General features: G+C 64.3%; 14 protein-coding genes. 9 read left to right on the top strand and 5 right to left on the bottom strand.

The genetic code is table 11. From position 1 onward, the window contains the following. Window positions 1-7 precede the first annotated feature (7 nt). Both MUN81_RS07855 and nagB read right to left on the bottom strand, forming a co-directional pair. A complete protein-coding gene (locus MUN81_RS07855) occupies window positions 8-3,208 on the bottom strand; it encodes a SusC/RagA family TonB-linked outer membrane protein (RefSeq protein ID WP_245116595.1) in 3,201 nt (1,066 codons plus the stop codon). Between the two features lie 286 nt (window positions 3,209-3,494). Next, window positions 3,495-5,429 carry a glucosamine-6-phosphate deaminase gene (gene nagB / locus MUN81_RS07860; RefSeq protein WP_245116598.1) on the bottom strand — a complete coding sequence of 645 codons (1,935 nt, stop codon included), beginning with the start codon at window positions 5,427-5,429 and terminating at the stop codon, window positions 3,495-3,497. Window positions 5,430-5,791: 362 nt separating this feature from the next. On the opposite strand from nagB, the gene MUN81_RS07865 reads away from it, so the two are divergent. The 4 genes from MUN81_RS07865 (at window position 5,792) to MUN81_RS07880 (ending at window position 12,936) form a co-directional block, all read left to right on the top strand. Further along, window positions 5,792-8,926: a SusC/RagA family TonB-linked outer membrane protein gene (locus tag MUN81_RS07865; RefSeq protein ID WP_245116600.1), complete on the top strand. Its 3,135-nt coding sequence runs from the start codon at window positions 5,792-5,794 to the stop codon at window positions 8,924-8,926. Window positions 8,927-8,961: 35 nt separating this feature from the next. Continuing rightward, complete coding sequence (locus tag MUN81_RS07870; protein ID WP_245116602.1) at window positions 8,962-10,518, top strand: SusD/RagB family nutrient-binding outer membrane lipoprotein; 1,557 nt, start codon at window positions 8,962-8,964, stop codon at window positions 10,516-10,518. A gap of 170 nt (window positions 10,519-10,688) precedes the next feature. Beyond that, a complete protein-coding gene (locus MUN81_RS07875; RefSeq protein ID WP_245116605.1) occupies window positions 10,689-11,936 on the top strand; it encodes a hypothetical protein in 1,248 nt (415 codons plus the stop codon). A 157-nt stretch (window positions 11,937-12,093) separates the two neighbouring features. Continuing rightward, on the top strand, window positions 12,094-12,936 hold the full coding sequence (locus MUN81_RS07880) for a hypothetical protein (RefSeq protein ID WP_245116607.1): 843 nt from the start codon (window positions 12,094-12,096) through the stop codon (window positions 12,934-12,936). On the opposite strand, the gene MUN81_RS07885 is transcribed toward MUN81_RS07880, so the two are convergent. Both MUN81_RS07885 and MUN81_RS07890 read right to left on the bottom strand, forming a co-directional pair. Next, the gene (locus tag MUN81_RS07885; protein WP_245116610.1) at window positions 12,933-14,729 is read right to left on the bottom strand and encodes a family 10 glycosylhydrolase; all 1,797 of its coding nucleotides are present in this window, start codon (window positions 14,727-14,729) and stop codon (window positions 12,933-12,935) included. The genes MUN81_RS07880 and MUN81_RS07885 overlap by 4 nt on opposite strands. 188 nt (window positions 14,730-14,917) lie before the next feature. Further along, complete coding sequence (locus MUN81_RS07890; RefSeq protein WP_245116612.1) at window positions 14,918-15,220, bottom strand: hypothetical protein; 303 nt, start codon at window positions 15,218-15,220, stop codon at window positions 14,918-14,920. A gap of 153 nt (window positions 15,221-15,373) precedes the next feature. On the opposite strand from MUN81_RS07890, the gene MUN81_RS07895 reads away from it, so the two are divergent. The 3 genes from MUN81_RS07895 (at window position 15,374) to MUN81_RS07905 (ending at window position 17,271) form a co-directional block, all read left to right on the top strand. Beyond that, complete coding sequence (locus MUN81_RS07895; protein WP_245116614.1) at window positions 15,374-16,213, top strand: hypothetical protein; 840 nt, start codon at window positions 15,374-15,376, stop codon at window positions 16,211-16,213. 198 nt (window positions 16,214-16,411) lie between these two features. Then, window positions 16,412-16,738, top strand: coding sequence for a hypothetical protein (locus MUN81_RS07900; protein WP_245116616.1), 327 nt, complete (start codon window positions 16,412-16,414; stop codon window positions 16,736-16,738). Then, window positions 16,738-17,271: a rhomboid family intramembrane serine protease gene (locus MUN81_RS07905; protein ID WP_245116618.1), complete on the top strand. Its 534-nt coding sequence runs from the start codon at window positions 16,738-16,740 to the stop codon at window positions 17,269-17,271. Before MUN81_RS07900 ends, MUN81_RS07905 begins: the two co-directional genes overlap by 1 nt. Window positions 17,272-17,397: 126 nt before the next feature. On the opposite strand, the gene MUN81_RS07910 is transcribed toward MUN81_RS07905, so the two are convergent. Then, the gene (locus tag MUN81_RS07910) at window positions 17,398-17,814 is read right to left on the bottom strand and encodes a TerB family tellurite resistance protein (RefSeq protein WP_245116619.1); all 417 of its coding nucleotides are present in this window, start codon (window positions 17,812-17,814) and stop codon (window positions 17,398-17,400) included. 171 nt (window positions 17,815-17,985) lie between these two features. Here MUN81_RS07910 and MUN81_RS07915 point away from each other — a divergent pair, with 171 nt between their 5' ends. Continuing rightward, on the top strand, window positions 17,986-18,993 hold the full coding sequence (locus MUN81_RS07915) for a zinc-binding dehydrogenase (protein ID WP_245116621.1): 1,008 nt from the start codon (window positions 17,986-17,988) through the stop codon (window positions 18,991-18,993). Between the two features lie 133 nt (window positions 18,994-19,126). After that, window positions 19,127-19,402 (top strand): hypothetical protein, encoded by a 276-nt coding sequence (locus MUN81_RS07920; protein ID WP_245116623.1) that lies wholly within the window; start codon window positions 19,127-19,129, stop codon window positions 19,400-19,402. Window positions 19,403-19,406 lie beyond the last annotated feature (4 nt).

Consider the following 19,406-nt stretch of genomic DNA (forward strand, 5'->3'; position numbering starts at 1 on the left):
GACGGAGCTAGAACGTGGCCGAAAGCTTAATCTGGTAAGTGCGCGGGATGGGCACGTTGCCGAAGTCGATGGCGCGCAACAGGTCGTTCGACCCGCCCGCGCTGGTTTCGGGGTCGAAGCCGTTGTAGTTGTCCCATGAATACAGGTTGCGGCCCACCAGCGAAAGGTTCAGGCTGCTGATGAGGCGCGTGAAGGTGGGCAGCGCGTAGCTCAGCGCCGCCTCGCGCAGCTTCACGTACGAGCCGTCATCGACGCGGAATTCCTGAGTGTTGTAGATGGCGAAGATGTAGCCGCGTGGCAGCTCGCCCCGCAACTCCTTCTCGGCCAAATCGCCCAGGCCCACGCCCTGGCGGGTGCGCTTGTCGGCGTTGAACACGCTGTTGCCTTGCACCGCATCAAACAGCACGTGCAGCGACAGCTTCTTGTAGCTGAAGTTGCTGCTCAGCGAGCCCGTCCATTTCGGGTTGGGGTCGCCGATGATGACGTTGGCAATGGCCGTGCCGGGCCCGTAGCTCGGCTGGCCGTCGGCCGTGCGCGAGGGCACAAAGCCTACCGCGCCCACGGCCTGTCCGGTGGTGCGCTCGTCCTGCGGGAAGCCCTGCGGCGTGAGCAGCAGGTTGCCGTTGGCGTCGCGGGCGTAGCCCGAACCGTAGAACACGCCCGCCGGCTGCCCGGCCAGTAGGTACACCGGCGCACCGGCCGCGTTGTCGATGGAAATGGCCTGGGTGTTGCCGTTCGAGCCGGGCAGGTCCAGCACCTTGTTGCGGTTGCGGTTATAGAGCGCCGTCACGTCCCAGGTGAAGTTTTCGGTTTTCACCGGCACCACCGTCAACTGCAGTTCCACGCCGCGGTTTTCCATGCGGCCCACGTTGTTGAAGATGGTGGCCCCGCCCGACGACGGCGCCAGGTTGCGCGAGAGCAGCAGGTCGGTGATTTCCTGATAATAGTACGTGGCGCCCAGGCTGATGCGGTCCTTGAGGAAGCCGAAGTCGGCGCCCACCTCCACCTCGGAGTTGCGCTCGGGTTTCACGTCGGGGTTAGCCAGCTGCGTGCTGGGCGTGAGGGTATTGCGGCCCAGGAAGCCCACCGGATTGAAGGCGTAGAAGCGGCCGTAGGTGGGCAGAATAACCAGGTTGCCCGACTCGCCGTAGCTGGCCCGCAGCTTCAGCGTGTTGAATACCTGGCCGTAGGTGGAATTCTGCCAGAAGCTCATGTCCGACACCACCAGCGAGCCGCTGATTTTCGGGTACACCTGGTTGGTTTGCGAGGGCGAGAACTTGCTGGCCCGGTCGCGGCGCACGGCCGCCGTGATGAAAGCCAGGTTGCGGTAGCCCAACGTGGCCTGCCCATAGTAGCCGCTCAGCGAATACCGGTCGAGGTTGTACTGCGAGGTCACGGTGGTGTTCGAGGCCCCGCTCACCGTGGTGATGAACGGTGCCAGGTTCTGGCCCTGCGTGGCCGTCAGGTCCTGCTGGCTAAACTGGTAGTTATAGCCGGCGCGCAAACTCAGTTTCAGCGTTTCGCTGAAGTCGTACTCGTAGCCCGCGTTGATGTCGGAGTTGAGCTGCACGGCCACATTGTTGGCGTTGGACGCGTAGCCGAAGGGGTAGCGGGCGGCGGGCAGGCCGGCCGTGGCCTGGTAGGGGTAGGGCCGGATGTAGCCCTGACCCGCCTGCGAAAAGGCATCCACCCCAAACACGTAATCGAGCGAAAAGCCTTTGAATGGCGTCAGGTTAACCTGCACGTCGCTGATGGTGCGGTTCACGCCCTGCGTAAACTTCATGTCCTCGATGGTCGAGAGCGGGTTCACGCGGGTGGGCTCCACGGCCAGCAGGTTGCCGTTGGCGTCGCGTTGCGTGATGTCGTAGATGTTGTTGGTGATGTTGACCGAGTTAATCGGGCTGTAGAACACGTTGCCGTTGGCTTTCTCGTTCGAGAAGCTGTTGATGTAGCTCAAGCCAGCCGAAATTTTGGCCCAGTTGGTGAGGCGCTGCTCCACCCGCGCCCGCAGGTTGTAGCGCGTGAAGTCGGTGCCCTTGATGATGCCCTGGTTTTTGAGGTAGCCTAGCGACACGTAGTACTGCGTGCGCTCCGAGCCGCCCGAAAACGACACGCCGTCGTCGGTGCCGTAGCCGGTCCGGAAAATCTGGTCGAAGTAGTTGTAGCGCGGCACGTCCACCAGGTTGCTGGCCAGCGGCGTGGCCACGTTGGCCCGCGTGATGCTGGTGGTGGTGGTGCCGGGGTTGGCCGCAATGTTGGCTGGCGTGATGCCCCCGATGGTGTAGAGCCGCAGCCCCGCGTAGCCAAACTGCTTGCCGTAGGTGTTCACCGACACCGATTTGCGCAGCTCGTTGACGGTGAAGCTGGTGAAGGCCGATACCTTCACCCCGCCGGCCGCCCCGCGCTTGGTGGTGATGATGACTACTCCGTTGGCGGCCCGCGAGCCGTAGATGGCCGCCGCCGCCGAGCCGTTCACCACGTTGATGCTGGCAATGTCGTTGGGGTTGAGGTCGGCCAGGCGGTTCTGGCCCGCATTGGCCACCCCGATGTCGTTGGCCAGCGCCAGCTGCGACACGTTGGTGCTGGCGTTGCTGATAATCACGCCGTCAATCACATACAGCGGGTCCGACGACCCCGCCAGCGTGTGAATGCCCCGCAGGCGCACCGACATCGAACCCGCCGGGTCGCCCGAGTTTTGGGTAATCTGGGCGCCGGGCACCTTGCCCTGCAGCGAGTTCAGCACCGCGCCCGAGCCGCTCTGTGTCAGCTCCGAGCCTTTGATGGTGCTGATGGCGTTGCCCAACTCGCGGCGGTTCACGGTCACCGTCGAGCCGACTACTACGACTTCGTCCAGCTTCTGCTGGGCTTCGGCCAGGGCCACGTCGGTGGTCACGGTTTCGTCGGTGCCCAGCCGCAGCGGGCGCGTTTCCGACTTGTAGCCAATCAGCGAAATGGTGAGGGTGTAGTTGCCGGGCGCTACGGTGGCGCTCACCGAATATGCCCCGTCGGCGTCCGACGACGCGCCGAAGGTGGTGCCGTTCAGCAGCACCGTGGCCCCGGGCAGGCCCAGGCCGGCGGCGTCGGTCACGCGGCCGCGCAGGGTGTAGCGCTGGCCGGCGGTTTGGGCCAGCACTGGCACGGCCAGCAGCAGGCACAGCAGCAGCCCGCCCAAATGCCGGGCCAGCTGGTCTCGATATAAGTGGTACATAAGCAGAAGAGTTTGGTGGGAAAAAGGTGAGAAAGCAAGCTTCTTAACATCAAGGTATAGAAATAATTCGCTTAATATTCAACTTCTGCTATGAATGGGTTCGGAGGGGGGGTAAAAGTGAGGTGTAGGAAAGTATGAGAAAATTCAGCAGCCCGTCATGCTGAGCGCAGTCGAAGCATCTCTACCGCAGCGGTATTTCCATCGAAAGAATTAGCTGCGCGGTAGAGATGCTTCGACTGCGGCTGCGCCTCCGCTCAGCATGACCGTTGTACATGGCATTTTTGCCTCAAAAAGCCCAGCGCACGAAGGCCTCAATGCCTTCGTATTCGGGCAGGCCGAGCTCGTCGTAAATCTTGGCCGTGGTGCGGTTGCGGGCCTCACTGCGCTGCCAGAACTCGCGCTGGTCGGCGCCGGGGAACAGCGGCCGGTCCTTCTGGCTCTGGTGCTTGAAGATGGCGCGGCGCTTGCGCGTGAGCTCGGAAGGGGAGAGGGGCACGGCCATCTCAATCTGGTCGATGTCCCATTCCTGCCAGGCCCCGCGGTAGAGCCACACCCAGCAGTCGTCGAGCCACTGCGTGCCCGACTCCTTCAGTCGGTAAATCGACTCAAAAATGGCGGCCAGGCACACGCGGTGCGTGCCGTGCGGGTCGCTCAGGTCGCCGGCCGCGTAAATCTGATGGGGCTGAATGCGGTTCAGCAGCTCCATGGTGAGGCGGATGTCCTCGTCGCCGAGCGGCTTTTTGCGCACGCGGCCGGTTTCGTAGAAAGGCAGGTCGAGGAAGTGGGCGTTGGCGTCGGGCACGCCGGCCAGGCGGCAGGCACTCTTGGCCTCGCCGCGCCGGATAAGGCCCTTTATCTGCTGCACCTCGTCGCTGTCGACCTGGCCGGGCTGCTTGTTTTTGAGGAATTCCGCCACGCGGTGGTAGAGGTTGTCGGCCGGCTCGTCGCCGGGCAGGCGGAAGGCGTGGTCGTAATCGGCCACAAATTCGGCGAAGCGAATGGCCTCGTCGTCGAACACGGCAATATTGCCCGAGGTCTGGTAGGCCACGTGCACCTCGTGGCCCTGGTCCACGAGCCGCAGCAGGGTGCCGCCCATCGAAATCACGTCGTCGTCGGGGTGCGGCGAGAAGATGAGCACGCGCTTGGGAAACGGCGCGGCGCGCTCGGGGCGGTGGGTGTCGTCGGCGTCGGGCTTGCCGCCGGGCCAGCCGGTGATGGTGTGCTGCAGCTCGTTGAAGACGCGAATGTTGATGTCGTAGGCCGGGCCCGACTGCGCCAGCAGTTCCGAGAGGCCGTTTTCGTTGTAGTCTTCCTCGGTGAGTTTCAGAATGGGCTTGCTCACGCTGCGGGCCAGCCAGGTGATGGCCTTGCGCACCAGGGCCGCGTCGTGCCAGTCGCAGGGCAGGCCCAGCAGCCAGGGCGTTTTGCGGGGCGTGAGCTCGGCGCCGGCGGCCTCGTCCAGCACCACCTGCACGGCCGGGTGGCGCTGCAGGTAAGTGGCCGGCACCGTATCGGTCACCTCGCCTTCCACCATGCGCTTCACCACGGCGGCTTTGCCCTCGCCCCAGGCCAGCAGCACAATGTGGCGGGCTTCGAGAATGGTACCCACGCCCATGGTGAGGGCCCGGCGCGGCACGTTTTCCTCACCGTAGAAGTCGGAGGCCGCGTCGGTGCGCGTCACGTGGTCGAGGGTAATCATGCGGGTGCGGGAGGCCGGCCCCGAGCCGGGCTCGTTGAAGCCGATGTGGCCGGTGCGCCCGATGCCCAGCAGCTGCAAATCGATGCCGCCGGCCTCGCGTATCTGCTCCTCGTAGCGCTGGCAGAAGGCCGGCACCTGCTCCGGCGGCACGGTCCCATCGGGAATGTGCACGTTCTCGGGCCGGATGTCGACGTGGTCGAACAGGTACTCGCGCATGAAGCGCACGTAGCTCTGCAGCGAGCCGGGCGCCATGGGGTAGTACTCGTCGAGGTTGAAGCTGATGACGTTCTGGAAGCTCAGGCCGTCTTCGCGGTGCAGGCGCACCAGTTCCTCGTACACCCGCGTGGGCGACGAGCCGGTGGCCAAGCCCAGCACGCAGGGGCGGCCCTCGGCGGCGCGGCGGCGAATGAGGTCGGCGATTTGTTGGGCTACGGCGGCGGAGGCTTGCTCCGAATCGGCGTAGAGGCTAACGGGGAGGTGCGCACCGGCGGTGGCGGGCAGCGTTGCGAGGGGGGAGGCCATAAGGAAACGGGGGCTGGGGTGGGAGGGGCCGGTAAGTTGGTGAATGCCCGGCACGAATCAAAACTTCACAAATAGCAAATAGATAATTTCTAATAATGAGGATAAAAATTTCGGGACGGACGAAGGCAGCGCCGTGCGCTATTTGTTGGGAACGATTGCGGGAAAATTGCCCAATTGTTTCGCACATTTGACCCTTTCCTTTCCGTTTTGAGCGCCTCTGCCTGCCTGTATGAGCTACAAGGCCCTGTATTGTAATTGCATAGCTATTTTGCCGACCTTGGGGCCGGAACCTAACGGCGCGCCGTGCCCGGGTTCCGGCCTTTTTTATTGATTCCCTTTTTCCCACCAATTCATTCTTCCTCATGAAAAAAAAATACTGGCTATTCCTGCTATTGCTGGGCGTGCTGCTGGCGCCGCCCAGCTGGGCCCAGACGGCGACCCGCACCGTGTCGGGCATCGTCACGTCCAGCACTGACCAAAGCCCGCTGCCGGGCGTCACGGTGCTGGTGAAGGGCACCACCACGGGCAGCACCACCGGCTCCGACGGCCGCTACTCGGTGCAGGCCGCGCCGGGCGCCACGCTCGTGTTCAGCTTCATCGGCTACGCCTCGCAGGAGCGTGCCGTGCCCGCCGATGGCGCCGTGGACGTGGGCCTCAAGGAAAGCACCACCGGCCTCGACGAGGTGGTGGTGACGTCGTACGGCATTCCGCAGGCCAAGCGCGAGCTGGTGACGGCCGTGCAGGAAGTGAAAAGCAAAGACATCATCGACTCGCGCCAGACCAACGTGGTGAACGCCCTGCAGGGCAAGGTGGCGGGCGTAAATATCACCTCCTCGGGCGGCGCGCCGGGCGAGGGCGCCAGCATCATCATCCGGGGCGGCACCTCGCTCGACGGCGACAACCAGCCGCTGTTCGTCATCGACGGGATGATTATGGACAACGGCTCCTTTCAGGAAAGCACGGCGCCGGGCGGCGGCTCGGCCTTCAACGGCCTGCTGGGCCGCTCGGTGGGCTCCTCCAACCGCGCCGGCGACCTCAACCCCGAAGACATCGAAAGCATCACGGTGCTGAAAGGCCCAGCCGCCGCGGCCCTCTACGGCCTGCGCGCGGCGGGCGGCGCCGTGGTCATCACCACCAAGAAAGGCAAGGCCGGCACCACCACCCTCAGCTACCGCACCCAGTACTCGGTGGACGAGGTGAGCCGTCTGCCCAAAATGCAGGGTCTGTACAAGCGCGGCAGCAGCGGCCTGGCCGACCCCTCCACCCGCATCTCGTTCGGCCCGCGCTTCGCGCCCGGCGAGGAAGTGTACGACAACGTGGGCAACTTCTTCCGCAAGGGCAACGCCTTCCAGAACTTCCTGAACCTGTCGGGCGGCTCGGAAAAGGCCAGCTTCTTCGTGTCGGCCTCGAACTTGCAGCAGCAGGGCGTGACGCCGGGCAGCAAGTACGACAAAAGCACCGTGCGCCTATCGGGCACGGCCCAGCTCACGGAGCGCTTCAAAGTGAGCGGCTCGGCGCAATACCTGACCTCGGGCGGCGAGCGGCCCATTCAGGGCCCGGGTCTGTTTGGCTCGTCGGGCGGCTTCCTGCTGAGCCTGCTGAACTGGCCGCGCGATGACGATGCCCGCAACTACCTGAACCCCGACGGCACCCGCCGCCGCCTGCTGGCCCCCGGCAATGGCACCGACGCCGACGCCGACAACCCCTACTGGACGGTGAACAACAACCCCCAGACCGACCGCACCAACCGCTTCATCGGCAACGTGCAGCTGAGCTACAAAGTGGCCCCCTGGCTGACCCTGAGCCACAACATCGGCACCGACTTGTATACCTCGCGCGTGACGTCGGTGCGCGCCGTGGGCACCTCGCAGGTGGGCAACCAGAACGGCGGCATTGCCGAAACCGTGGACCAGTTCCGCCTCACCACCGCCACCACGCTGGCCAGCTTCAACCACGACTTTGGCCAGAACGTGGGCACCACGCTGGTGCTGGGCAACACGCTGGAAGAAAACATGGACCAGGCCGTGGACTACATCGGCCTGATTTTCCAGAACCCCAACTTCGTGGGCCTGAATAACACGGTGAACCGCAACGCCCTGCAGCGCGACTCGAAGCGCCACCTCATCGGCAACTTCGCCCGCTTGAACGTGTCGCTGTTCAACCAGCTGTTCCTCGAACTGCAGGGCCGCTACGACCAGTCCTCCACGCTGCCGCGGCCCGATGAGAACAAGATTTACGGCAAGGGCTTCCTCTACGGCTCGGCCGGCCTGGGCTACGAGTTCACCAAGGCCCTGGGCCTGGACCAGAGCAACATCCTGAACTACGGCAAAATCCGCGGCTCGGTGGCCGAGGTGGGCAAAGACACCCAGCCCTACCGCATCCAGTCGGCCCTGACGCAGAACACCTACATCGGCGGCGGCTTCCGCAACGACTTCTTCGGCTCGAACCCCAACCTGCGCCCCGAGCGCACCCGCACCTACGAGGCCGGCATCAACGTGCAGTTCTTCAAGAACCGCCTGGGCCTGGACTTCAACTATTACTACTCGCGCACCAAGGACCAGATTATTGCGCCCCGCGTGAGCCAGGCCGCCGGTTTCATCCTGCAGTACATCAACGGCGGCATCGTGACCAACGAAGGCCAGGAAATCTCGCTCACCGGCACGCCCATCAAGGGCAAAGACTTCAGCTGGGACATCATTGCCAACTTCTACCACAACACCAACCGCGTGGAGGAATTGCCCTTTCCGCTCACGGTGGTGTTCCAGTCCGACGCCTTCATCACGGACGTGCACGAGGGCGGCGCCTTCCCCGGCCGCCCCATTTCGGGCCTCGGCGCCACCGACTTCAACCGCGTGACCGACCCCAGCAGCGAGTTCTACGGCCAGATGATTATTAACTCGACCACCGGCTACCCCTCGGTGAACCCGCTGCTGCAATACGCCGGCAACCGCGCCCCGCGCTTCACCACCCAGCTGACGAACACCTTCACCTACAAGGGCTTGTCTCTGACCTCGCTGATGGACTTCCGCGTGGGCGGCGTGGTGATTAACGGCAACGACTGGTACCAGACCCGCGTGGGCACCTCCCTGCGCACCGAAGACCGGTACAAGCAGGTGGTGTTCGACGGCGTGATTCGCAACGCCGACGGCAGCTACTCGAAAAACACGCGCCCCGTGGAGCTGACCCAGACCTACTACACCAGCATTCTGGGCGCGGCGGGCACTGCCTTCGTGGAAGACGGCTCGTGGGCCCGCCTGCGCTACGTGACGCTGAGCTACGCCCTGCCGGCCACGCTGCTCTCGCGCACCGGCTTCATCAAGGGCGCCGAACTGAGCGTGACGGGCCGCAACCTGGTGCTGTTCACGAAGTACACCGGCGCCGACCCCGAAACCTCGGCCGCTGGTGCCGGCGTGCGCGGCGGCGGCTCCAACGGCTTCGATTACGGCAACACGCCGGGCACTCGCGGCGTGGATATGGCGTTGCGCGTTAACTTCTAAACGACGGCTTCAGCTGTCTTTCCCGCTTTACTTTTATGAACCTGAACCGCTATATAATGGGCCTCGGGCTGCTGCTTGGCGGCAGTGCCCTCACCGCGTGCGAGAAGTTTCTCGACGTGAACAACAACCCGAACAACCCCGTCGTCTCGACGCCGAACTTCCTGCTGCCGGGCATCATTTCCAACGGCATCCAGGTGCAGATGTTTTCGGCCTTGCGCACGCCCTACCTCTCGCAATACGTGGTGAGCCGCACCGTCAACAGCGGCGGCAACGACCAGTATTTCCTGACCAACGCCCAAAGCACCAACACCTTCAACTACTCCTACTTCCAGGCCGGCGGCAACATCCCGGTGATGCAGAAGGCGGCCCAGGAAGAAGGCTCGGTGTACTACGTGGGCGCGGGCAAAATCATGCAGGCCATGATTCTGGCCCACGCCACCGACATGCTCGGCGACATTCCCTACTCCGAAGCCTACCAGGGCGGCGCCAACTTCACGCCCAAGTACGACTCGCAGGAGTCCATTTACGGCGTCATCAACCAGCTCTGCGACGAGGGCGCGGTGGAAATGTCCAAGCCCGCCAGCGCCAATTTCCGCCCCCTCTACACCACGGCGCCCAGCGAAAGCGGCGACATCCTGTATAAGGGCGACCCCGGCAAATGGGTGCGCCTAGCCTATGCCCTGAAGGCTCGCCAGGCCCAGCACCTTACCAAAAAGAGCACCTACAACCCCACGGCCGTGCTGGCCCTGTGCGACAAGGCGTTCACGTCGTCGGCCGACGATGCCCAAATCAACTTCCAGGTGGCCGTGGCGCCGCTCTCGAACACCACCAACATTTTCGGGGTGACGCGCGGCAACTTCGGCTCGGCCACCTTCTCCTCCAACGTGGTGAAGTACCTCAACGGCACCACCTTCCCCGGCGTGGTCGACCCGCGCTTTGGCGTGCTGGTGCCCACCACCAGCACCGGCGCCGACCCCGGCCGCGGCACCACCACCAACCTCACGCCCGGCTCCACGCTCACCGACTTCTACGGCGGCTGGTACGCCCGCGACCTGGGCTACTTCGAGGCCATTACCTACCACGAGGTGAAGTTCATTGAGGCCGAGGCCGCCTTCCGGGCCAACAACCTGCCCCGCGCCCTGGCCGCGCTGCGCGAAGGCATTCGGGCGCACATGAAGAAGGTGAGCACGGGCGGCACGTTTACGCCCCCCACGGTCACGTTCCCGCTCATTTCCGACGCTCAGATTAACGCCTACCTGGCCAGCGCCGCCGTGCCCCAGAACGAGGCCCAGCTCACGCTGCGCTCCATCATGGAGCAGAAATACATCGCCATGTTCCTGAACCCGGACGCGTGGTCGGACCTGCGCCGCCTGGATTTTGACCGCACCATCTACGTCAACTTCCTGTACCCCTTCTACAACGGCACCAGCACGGGCCCGCTGCAGGGCAAGTACCCCCGCCGCCTGCTGCCCGGCGCCACCGAAGTGACCGTGAACCCGAACGCCGTGGCCGGCCTCTACGCCGAATCGGGCACGGCCCTCGGCAACGACAACGAGTACGTGACCAAGCCCCTGTGGTTTGACCGCCCGTAAGCAGGCTAATTGCTTCGTTGCGCCGGGTCTGTCATCCTGAGCGCAGCGAAGGACCTTCTCACGCTAGCACTGATTACTGCAAATCGCTCTTCGGTGATAAGGTCCTTCGCTGCGCTCAGGATGACAAGAGCGGTACTCTCCCCATCCCCCAGATTTTAACTCTTCGTTATATGAAGCATTTCTCTTTCCGCACCCTGCTGCTGGTGCTGCCGCTGCTGGGCCTGTTGGTCGGCGGCTGTAAAAAGGCCGAGCTCGACGACTATTACACCACGGATTCCGAGCCGGGCTTTGCGGGCCTGGGCCTGCCCCGCGTGGCCCTGGCCACCCGCTACGCGCCCACCGAAGCCGTGCCGCTCTACGTGTCGTACGCCGAAGCCGATAAGCTGCGCGACGTGACCGTGTTCCAGGTCATTGGCAAAATCGACTCCACCGTGACCGGCACCTTCCCGGCCAACGGCACCTACAACACCACCGGCGGCCTGCAGGTGATGCCCGTGCCCTACACCGTGCCCACCACCGCCCCTAACGGCACGCTGGTGCGCGTGGACGTGACGCTCAACTTCCAGAACGGCGCCAAGCGCCTGCGCCGCTTCACCTACACGGTGGCCGCGCCCGCCACGCTGGAGTTTGCCACCACCCCGCCGGTGCCTACCTACCGCAACGGCCTCGCGGGCACCGCTCAGAGCGAGGGCGACATCGTCGGCTATTCCCTCATCCTCAACAAGGGTGGCCTTGGCGCCGTGCCGGTACCGCCGGCCACGGGCCTGCTCTTCAAGGGCATCGACAGCCTGACCACCTTCTACCGCATCGGCACGCAGCCGCGGGTGCGGGCCGGCGTGGTGCGCAACCCCACCACCGGCGCGGCCAACACCCGCACCGTGGACGCCACCATTCCGCGCAACAGCAACGGCCAGCCCGTCACCTTCATTTTCGAAGCCTACGCCGCCGTGCAGACGCTCACCATCACAGCGCCCGCCATCAACGTGACGGCGCCCACCCCGCTGGCCACCCTGCGCACCGGCCGCATTGCCGGCGGCCCCAGCGTGACGCTCGATTCGCTGGCCTTCAACCTCCGCACCGGCACCATTGAGCCCGCCGCCAACCCGCCCGCGGCCAAGGACCTGTTCCTGAGCGGCACCGGCAACAACGTCACCCTATCGGCCGCCAACAACACCCGCTTCTACCGCGCCACGCCGGCCCAGGTAGCGGCTGGCTTCTACACCTCGCCCAACGCAAACCTCGTGGCCACCACCCTCTTCCAGAACACCACCGTGGCCGACGTGGGCACCGTGGCCGCCAACGACGTGTTTGCCGTGCGCGTGCGCGGCGCCGAGGTGATGCTGCTCCGCATTCTGAGCGTGAAAGCCGGCTCGGCCGGGGCCGCCGCCCGGGTCCGGTTCGAGTACCGGTCGCTGTAGCGACGTAAGCTGATTCCAGAAAAAGAGGCCTTCCCCACCCGGGAAGGCCTCTTCTGTTTTATACACATCGGCGCACTTCCATCATACGCCTATTCAAGGCTTGCTTGGACTACGTAACTTACCGGATAAAGCAGATTCTCCAGCAGCTTTCCAACTGATGATACAGCCACTCCTCAAATGTTTAGTTGGCCTTTCCCTTATCAAAGGGCTGGATGGTTGCGTGGCCCCGGAACAATCACCGCCATTTGTCTATCCCCAAAACCGAACCGTATCGACCCCGCAGGGAATACCGTGCGACTCGGCCACCAATTATTTTCCGACGGAGGCCGCCTTAAATCCCAAGCGCGTTAAGCCGCGTGATAAGAACCCGGAAGTGCTGGACGAACGCAGTTTAGATTGCCAGTTCAATTTTGAATTTGCGTCGCAATGCTTGTATGCGTTCAAGGCGCCGGTGCTTTCCAATTATTTTCTGGGCAATTCTATTTACAGGTTTGTCTGGCTACGTTCGTTTCATCGGCCTGCTCTGCTCACGTTGCGCTGCACTGCGACCGGTGGTACCCTGCAAACACAATTTCTAAACAAGGAGCCCGGGATGACGGTGCCGGGCATAGTTGACCCCGACGAACCTGGAATTTCCAGCGTTGAACACCAGCGGCGGGTGAAATACAAGCAAAGAGTGCTAGCTGACTCCGAATACCAGGCAAGCATTGCGTTTGCAAAGTTACCAGTAGTGGTAGAGGACGAAAGCACAACCTCAGTTAGTCCAATGCAAGTGCAGCGCTTTCAACAGATGCTGGCACAAGCGAACTTCTCAAAAATGCCCAGCTGTGAGCCAAAACTAGAGTTCGACGGCGCTTATTGGCTGTTGGAAGCGCACGAGCCCGGTAGCTATTCCGTCGTCGGTCGCCAAAGCCCTGATAAAGAATATAGCTCCCGCTTTCGTCGCTGCTGCGATTTTTTGTTAGACCTCAGCGCCGCCAAAATGGAGGAGCGGTACTAATCCTTCCCCCCGAACAGCCGCCCGAAGAAGCCCTTTTTCTTAGCCGGCTTTTCCTTGATTTTGACTTTGGTGAACGGCGCCGCTTTCTCCGGGCTCTCGGCGGTAGGCAGGGGGATGGAGGGCTGCGCCGGGCGGGCGGCCACGGGCGGCGAAGTGGGCGCGCCGGGCCGGGTAGTTCCGCCGGGCGCTTGGCCCACGGCCAGCTCGGGCCCGGTCTGGCCGGTGCTCACCACGCGCATGGGGCGGCTTTCGTTGTGCAGGCGGTCCACGGCGGTCACGTAGTAGGCGTAGGCCTGGCCGGGCACGGCGGTGGTGTCCACGTAGGTGGCGGGGTAGCCGGGCGCGGGGCGCGGCAGGGCCAGGATGCGGCTGGGGTCGTTGGGGGTGCTGCGCTCGTTGGCCCCGAAGCGGTAGAGCACGTAGTAGGTGGCCGCGTCGCCGTCGGGGGCGGGCGGGCCGCTTTGCCAGCTCAGCGTCACCTGCGGGCCGAGGCGGCGCAGGGTGAGATTGGCCACGGGCAGGGGCGGCAGGTCGTCTTTCCAAGGCATGGAAGGCACCAGGGCGGGGTAGCGAAACAGGTCCTGGGTGAGCGAGTCGGTGGTGTGCAGCGGGTTGCGCAGCACCGATTTGGCCGAGAAGAACACGCTGCCCACGGCCTCGCCGTCGGTGGCGCGGTTGAGGCGGATTTGGCGGGGCAACTCGCGCGGGTTGCGCCAGGTGGTGTCGGAGCGGGTGCTTTCCAGCATGCGGTAGGTGCCGTGGCCGATGTAGAGGTGGCGGTCGAAGTGGTTTTCGGCCCACCAGTTTACCAGCACGGGGTAGGGGCAGAGGCGGAAGTTGGAGCTCCAGTACAGCTGCGGCACGATGTAGTCTATCCAGCCCTTCTCCAGCCACAGGCGCGTGTCGGCATATAGATTGGAATAGGAAGGCTGGCCGGCCCGCGTGTCGGAGCCCTGCGGAAAATCCTTCGACTTGTTCATCCACACGCCGAAGGGCGAGATGCCGAATTTCACCCAGCGCTTCGCCACCTGAATGCTGTCGTGCAGGTCGCGGATGAGGATGTTCACGTTTTCGCGGCGCCAGTCGCCCAGCGTGGCCAGGCCGGTGGGGTTGAAGTCGCGGAAGGCGGCTTCGTCGTGAAACACCTTGCCCGGGTCGGGGTAGGGGTAGAAGTAGTCGTCGAAGTGCACGGCGTCGATGTCGTAGCGCCGCACCACGTCCAGAATCACGCGAGTAATGTGGGCCCGCACCGCCGGCAAGCCGGGATTATACAGCAGCTGCCCGCCGTAGCGCAGAAACCAGTCCGGGTGCTGCCGGTAGGGGTGGTTGGGAGCCAGGCGGCGCGTCACCGAATCCATGGTGGCGCGGTAGGGGTTGAACCAAGCGTGGAATTCCATACCGCGCCGGTGCGCCTCCACGATGAGAAAGGGCAGAGGGTCCTGGCCGTCGGCGGGGGCTTTGCCCTGCGTACCGGTCAGCCACTTGCTCCAGGGCTCGAGGTTGGATTGATAGAAGGCATCCGACGCGGGCCGGATTTGCACAAACACCGCGTTGATGCCGGCGCGCTGGCCAGCGTCGAGCAGGCGGCGGTATTCGCGGCGGTACTGCTCCGGCGACTCGCCCCGCTGGTTGGGCCAGTCGATGTTTTCGACGGTGGCCACCCACATGCCGCGCAGCTCGCGCTTGGGCGGCGGAATGGTATCGGCCGCGGTATGGGCCTGGGCTCGGGACGCGGCCCCGCTCAGCAATAGTGTCAGGAAAAGGAAGCGGCCAGCGGCAAGGAAACGAAGCATCAACAGAAATTCAGCAACACGGGAAGGAGCTGCAAATTACGCCACGGCGAAGCGAAGGACTTAACAAAACGTCATGCAGAGCGCCAGCGAAGCATCTCGCATGTGGTAGTAACTCGCCGAGGGATTTACTATTGCACGCGAGATGCTTCGCTGGCGCTCTGCATGACGTTCAACCGAACAAAATGACCCTACGAACCCGTCAGTTCGGTATCGGTCTGGGGCTGGTCGGGGGTATCAGGTCCGCCTTCCAGGCCGTTGGTCTGGCTGGCGTCGCCGTAGTCGCCGCGGATGCCGGCGCCGTCGCCCATGTTCTGCTGGGTGCTGGTGGGCGTGGCGCCGGGCTGGCCGGAAGCGGGCGACTGTGCCGAGTCGGGGGCGGAATCCGGGGTGGCATTCACGGTGGCCTCCTGCTCCGATTCCTGGTCGGGCGTGGCGGGAGTGGGCGCGAAGTCGGGGCGCGGGTCGGTGGGGTTCTGCGTGGGGTCGGGCATTGGAAGGAAAAAGGAAGGTGAAAGAATGCGCGGCGGCCCGCAGGCGCCACAGCTGCGTTTACGGCGGCCGGACGCCACGGTTGGGCGCGGCGGTTTGCCCGGCGTTCACCATCTTAGGGCCAGTTATTCATCTTCAGCCCCGACCCTGCCGCCGTGTCCGACGCCGCTACCGATTTCTACCACCAAAAAACCGAAGCCGAGCTTCGGTTTCTCATCGAGCACCCCGAGTATTACCAGCCCGATTTGATTGAGTCGGCCCGGCGCGAGCTGCGCCGACGGGGCCTGTTGCAGCTGGAAATGCCCGCGCTGGAACCACAGAACCTGGAAGCGCCCGCCAGTGTGGCCCGCGCCGGCCGCGGCGTCAATTTTCTCAACCTAGCCCTGGCCGCGCTGGTGCTGGGCCTGGGGTATTACTATTACGCCAAGCAGCAGCGCGGCGGGGGCGTGCAGGCCGTAGCGGCCTCGGCCAAACCCAAGCCGGTGCCCCGGCTCACGGAGGTGCCCACCTCGGCCATTCCGACCTACGACGTGGCCGGCGTGGTGCGCCGGCAACTGGCCACGGTGCCGGCCCGCGAAAAAACCAACGAAGAGCACCTGCGCCAGTTCCGGGAGCTGAGCAAGCGCTTTTGGGCGGCCGAGACGCAAACCGAATACCTCACCGGCCAGGCCCACGCGGGCAAAGCCGGGCCCATGTTTGCCGAACAAACCCTGGTGGCCCGCCAAAGCTGGAGCGAGTGGAACCGCGCCGCCGTGTATCACTTCAAGTTCGGCCCCGTGATGGCCAACCAGATGGACCGCATGCGCGAGGCCGCCAGCAGCCAGCAGCACATTCTGGAGCAGTTCCCCGACCTGCTGCCCAACAAACGCTTCCTCAAAGACCGGGAGCTGGTGGCCCGCGAAGCCGACGTGCAAGACTGGCTGAAAGACGTGCTGCCGACTTCGCCCGTCACCGGCAAGCCCTACAAGGCCACCGTGCTGACGGCCAAATTTTAGGTATTGGGCGGGCGTCTGTCATCCTGAGCGCCGCGAAGGACCTTATCACGTCAGGGGTAGTAATTATTGCAAATTATTCTTTGGTGAGAAGGTCCTTCGCGGTGCTCAGGATGACAGGCACCCTTCCCTAGCTTCCAACCAACTGGCAAAGTGGCCGGTTTGCCAAGGTGGCGCGCTCCTTGCCGCGTCCTGCGCCACATGGAAGCACCCGCCCCCGAGCCCCAGCCCGGCTCCACCGCTGCCCTCGCCGCCCAGCTCTTCGCCCAAAAGCCCGAAGCCGAGCTCCTGTACCTGGCCCAAAATGCCGCCCGCTACCCGCCGGCCGTGGGCGCCGCCGCCGTGGCCGAGCTCAAGCGCCGCGGCCTGCTGCCCGAAGCCGCTGCCCCCGCCCCGCCGCCCCGGCCGAGGAGCCCGAAACCTGGGGCCAGCTGCTGGGCCAGCTGCTGCGGGGCCTGCTCATTCCGTCGCGGCGCTTCCTGGCCACGCCGCTGCTGCTCGACGCCACGCTGCTCATTTTCGGGCTGATGGTGCTTAGCGGCGTGTCGGCCTCGGCGCCTACGGCGCACCAGCTGGTGGTGTGGGGCTCCAACGTGTCGGGGCTCACGCTGCACGGGCAGCCGTGGCGCCTGCTCACCTACCAGTTTGTGCACGCCGGCCTATCGCACTTGCTCCTGAACATGTTCTCGCTCTGGCTGCTGGGCCTGCTGGTGGAAGACCGGGTGGGCCCCTGGCGCCTGCTGCTGGTGTACCTGGCCAGCGGCGTGGGCGGCGGTCTGGCCAGCCTGTGGTGGCACGCCGATGGCATCAACTCGGTGGGGGCCAGCGGGGCCATTTTCGGCCTCTACGGCCTGCTGCTGGTGCTGCTCATTGGTAAGAAGCTGGTGCTCGACAAGTCCGACCGCCGCGCCATGCTGGGCCTGGTGCTGTACCTGGTGCTGAGTAACTTGATTTCGGGCGTCACGGGCAACATCGACAACGCCGCGCACTTGGGCGGGCTGTTTACGGGCCTGCTGGTGGCCGGCCCCCTGGCGCTGATTGGGTTGAAAAAGCCCGCCTGATTGCGCTGTAGAGACGCAATATTTTGCGTCTCGTCGTTGAACGGCCGGAACTGCGCCGTTTGCATCATCAAGCCGTTATCGTTCAGACGCTAACCGTTCAACGCCGAGACGCGAAGTGTCGTGACCCTAGCTTACGGTGGGCGGGTTTGGGTAAGGATTGGGCGCGCCGCCGGCCAGCTGGCTCACCATGTCGTCGAGGATGGACTTGCTGTAGCCGATGCGCATGGCGTATTCCTGGCACAGGCCGTACTCGCGGGCATCGAGCTGTCCGTCCTGTAGCATCATTTGCACCAGGGTTTGCAGCTCCAGGGTGCGTTGCAGGCCATCGGTTGGCACAATGAAGCTGAGCACGCCCAGGTTATCAGCAATGGGCATCACCTCTTCGGGCTTCAGGCCCAGTCTGTCGCCAATTTGCAACAGGAAGTCCCCTTCCTCGGTGGTCAATTGGCCATCGGCGGCGGCTACCAGTACCAGGTTCTGAAAAAACGCCAGCTTCTTTTGCGGCGTGTTCAGCACGTATTCGAGCGAATGGGTTTCGGGCATTTCGGTGGGGTTTTGTATAGGGAAGTTGCTCCGCCGGGGGCGGCCTCTTTCAACGGGGCGCTGCTGGGAAGGTTCGGGGCCCGAAAGCGCATTCCGAACCGCCTGCGGTCAAACTTTTTGTGCGCCCTGGCTTTTGTGTTGCCACTCCCTGCCATTCTCAACACCTCATTCATGCAAGCCCTCCAACTCGACGCCATCAACCAGCCCGCCGCCGTGCGCGACGTGCCCACGCCCACGCCCGGCCCCGGCGAAATCCTCGTGAAGCTCCACGCCGCCGCCCTCAACCACCGCGACGTCTGGATTCAGAAAGGCCAGTACGGCGGCATCAAGCTGCCCTGCACCTTGGGCGCCGATGGCGCCGGCGAAGTAGCCGCTCACGGCGCCGATGTGCCGGCTGAGGCGCCGGCCGTGGGCAGCCGCGTCCTCATCTACCCGGGCCTGCGTTGGGGCATCAACCCCAAGGCTCAGGCCAAAGATTTCGTGGTGCTGGGCATGCCCGACCCCGGCACCTTCGCCGAATACATCACGCTGCCCGCCGAATATATCCGGCCGCTGCCGGCCCACCTCAGCTTCGAGCAGGGCGCGGCGCTGCCGCTGGGCGGCCTCACGGCTTATCGGGCCGCCTTCAGCCGCGCCCAGGTGCAGGCCGGCGAGCGGGTGCTGGTGACGGGCGTGGGCGGCGGCGTGGCGCTGCTGGCGGCGCAGTTTTGCGCCGCCCGCGGAGCCGAAGTCTGGGTCACGTCCAGCTCCGACGACAAGCTGGCCCGCGCGCAAGCCCTGGGTGTGAAAGGCGGCATCAAATACACCGACGACAATTGGGTGAAAACGCTGGTGCAGCAGGCCGGTGGCCCGTTCGATGTCATCATCGACAGCGCCGCCGGGCCAGCCTTCAACGCCCTGCTCGATGCTGCCGCGCCGGGCGGGCGCATCGTGTTCTACGGCGGCACGCTGGGCGCCATTCCGGACCTGCCGCCGGCCAAAATATTCTGGAAGCAGCTCAGCGTGCTGGGCTCCACCATGGGCTCGCCGCAGGACTTCGAGGATATGCTGGCGCTGGTGACGGAAAAGCAGCTCGTGCCGGTGGTGGATGAGGTGTTCCCGCTGGCCGAGGGTGAGGCAGCGTTGCGCCGCATGGATGCCGGCGCCCAGTTCGGCAAAATCGTGCTGAAGATGGGGTGAGCAGGCGCCCGGCAGGTCGTGTGTAAGGCCTCGTAATTAGCAGCAGAAATCGGCCTTTACGGGAATGAAAACGGCGGTTTTTGGGTTAATCTATTACGCTGATATTCCGCTAAAAACCAGCCCGTTTCCACGTATGAAATCTGCCGCCGAATACCTCAAAGGTCATGTGTTTGAAGCCCGCCGCCCGCGCCGCGAGCTGCAGCCCGTGGTGGCGCACGCCGACGCCGTGCAAGCCATTGAGCACGCCCTGGCTGACGCCGAGAAATACCGCTACCTGCTGATGCGCGCCCTGCGCCACACCGAAGACGCTCAGCCCACGGCGGCGCCCGTCCGCTTGGCCGACATCCGCCCGGCCTTCCCGACCACGGAAACGCCGGTGCTGCCTATGTACCCGGCACTGGCTGCTTAAATCT

Source organism: Hymenobacter sp. 5317J-9, from assembly GCF_022921075.1.
Taxonomy (GTDB): Bacteria; Bacteroidota; Bacteroidia; order Cytophagales; family Hymenobacteraceae; genus Hymenobacter.

Bases quoted from the DNA above. Each gene is read 5' to 3' on its own strand.
- MUN81_RS07855 (WP_245116595.1), bottom strand. From the start codon at position 3,208: ATGTACCACTTATATCGAGACCAGCTGGCCCGGCATTTGGGCGGGCTG.
- nagB (WP_245116598.1), bottom strand. From the start codon at position 5,429: ATGGCCTCCCCCCTCGCAACGCTGCCCGCCACCGCCGGTGCGCACCTC.
- MUN81_RS07865 (WP_245116600.1), top strand. From the start codon at position 5,792: ATGAAAAAAAAATACTGGCTATTCCTGCTATTGCTGGGCGTGCTGCTG.
- MUN81_RS07870 (WP_245116602.1), top strand. From the start codon at position 8,962: ATGAACCTGAACCGCTATATAATGGGCCTCGGGCTGCTGCTTGGCGGC.
- MUN81_RS07875 (WP_245116605.1), top strand. From the start codon at position 10,689: ATGAAGCATTTCTCTTTCCGCACCCTGCTGCTGGTGCTGCCGCTGCTG.
- MUN81_RS07880 (WP_245116607.1), top strand. From the start codon at position 12,094: ATGATACAGCCACTCCTCAAATGTTTAGTTGGCCTTTCCCTTATCAAA.
- MUN81_RS07885 (WP_245116610.1), bottom strand. From the start codon at position 14,729: ATGCTTCGTTTCCTTGCCGCTGGCCGCTTCCTTTTCCTGACACTATTG.
- MUN81_RS07890 (WP_245116612.1), bottom strand. From the start codon at position 15,220: ATGCCCGACCCCACGCAGAACCCCACCGACCCGCGCCCCGACTTCGCG.
- MUN81_RS07900 (WP_245116616.1), top strand. From the start codon at position 16,412: ATGGAAGCACCCGCCCCCGAGCCCCAGCCCGGCTCCACCGCTGCCCTC.
- MUN81_RS07905 (WP_245116618.1), top strand. From the start codon at position 16,738: ATGGTGCTTAGCGGCGTGTCGGCCTCGGCGCCTACGGCGCACCAGCTG.
- MUN81_RS07910 (WP_245116619.1), bottom strand. From the start codon at position 17,814: ATGCCCGAAACCCATTCGCTCGAATACGTGCTGAACACGCCGCAAAAG.
- MUN81_RS07915 (WP_245116621.1), top strand. From the start codon at position 17,986: ATGCAAGCCCTCCAACTCGACGCCATCAACCAGCCCGCCGCCGTGCGC.
- MUN81_RS07920 (WP_245116623.1), top strand. From the start codon at position 19,127: ATGAAATCTGCCGCCGAATACCTCAAAGGTCATGTGTTTGAAGCCCGC.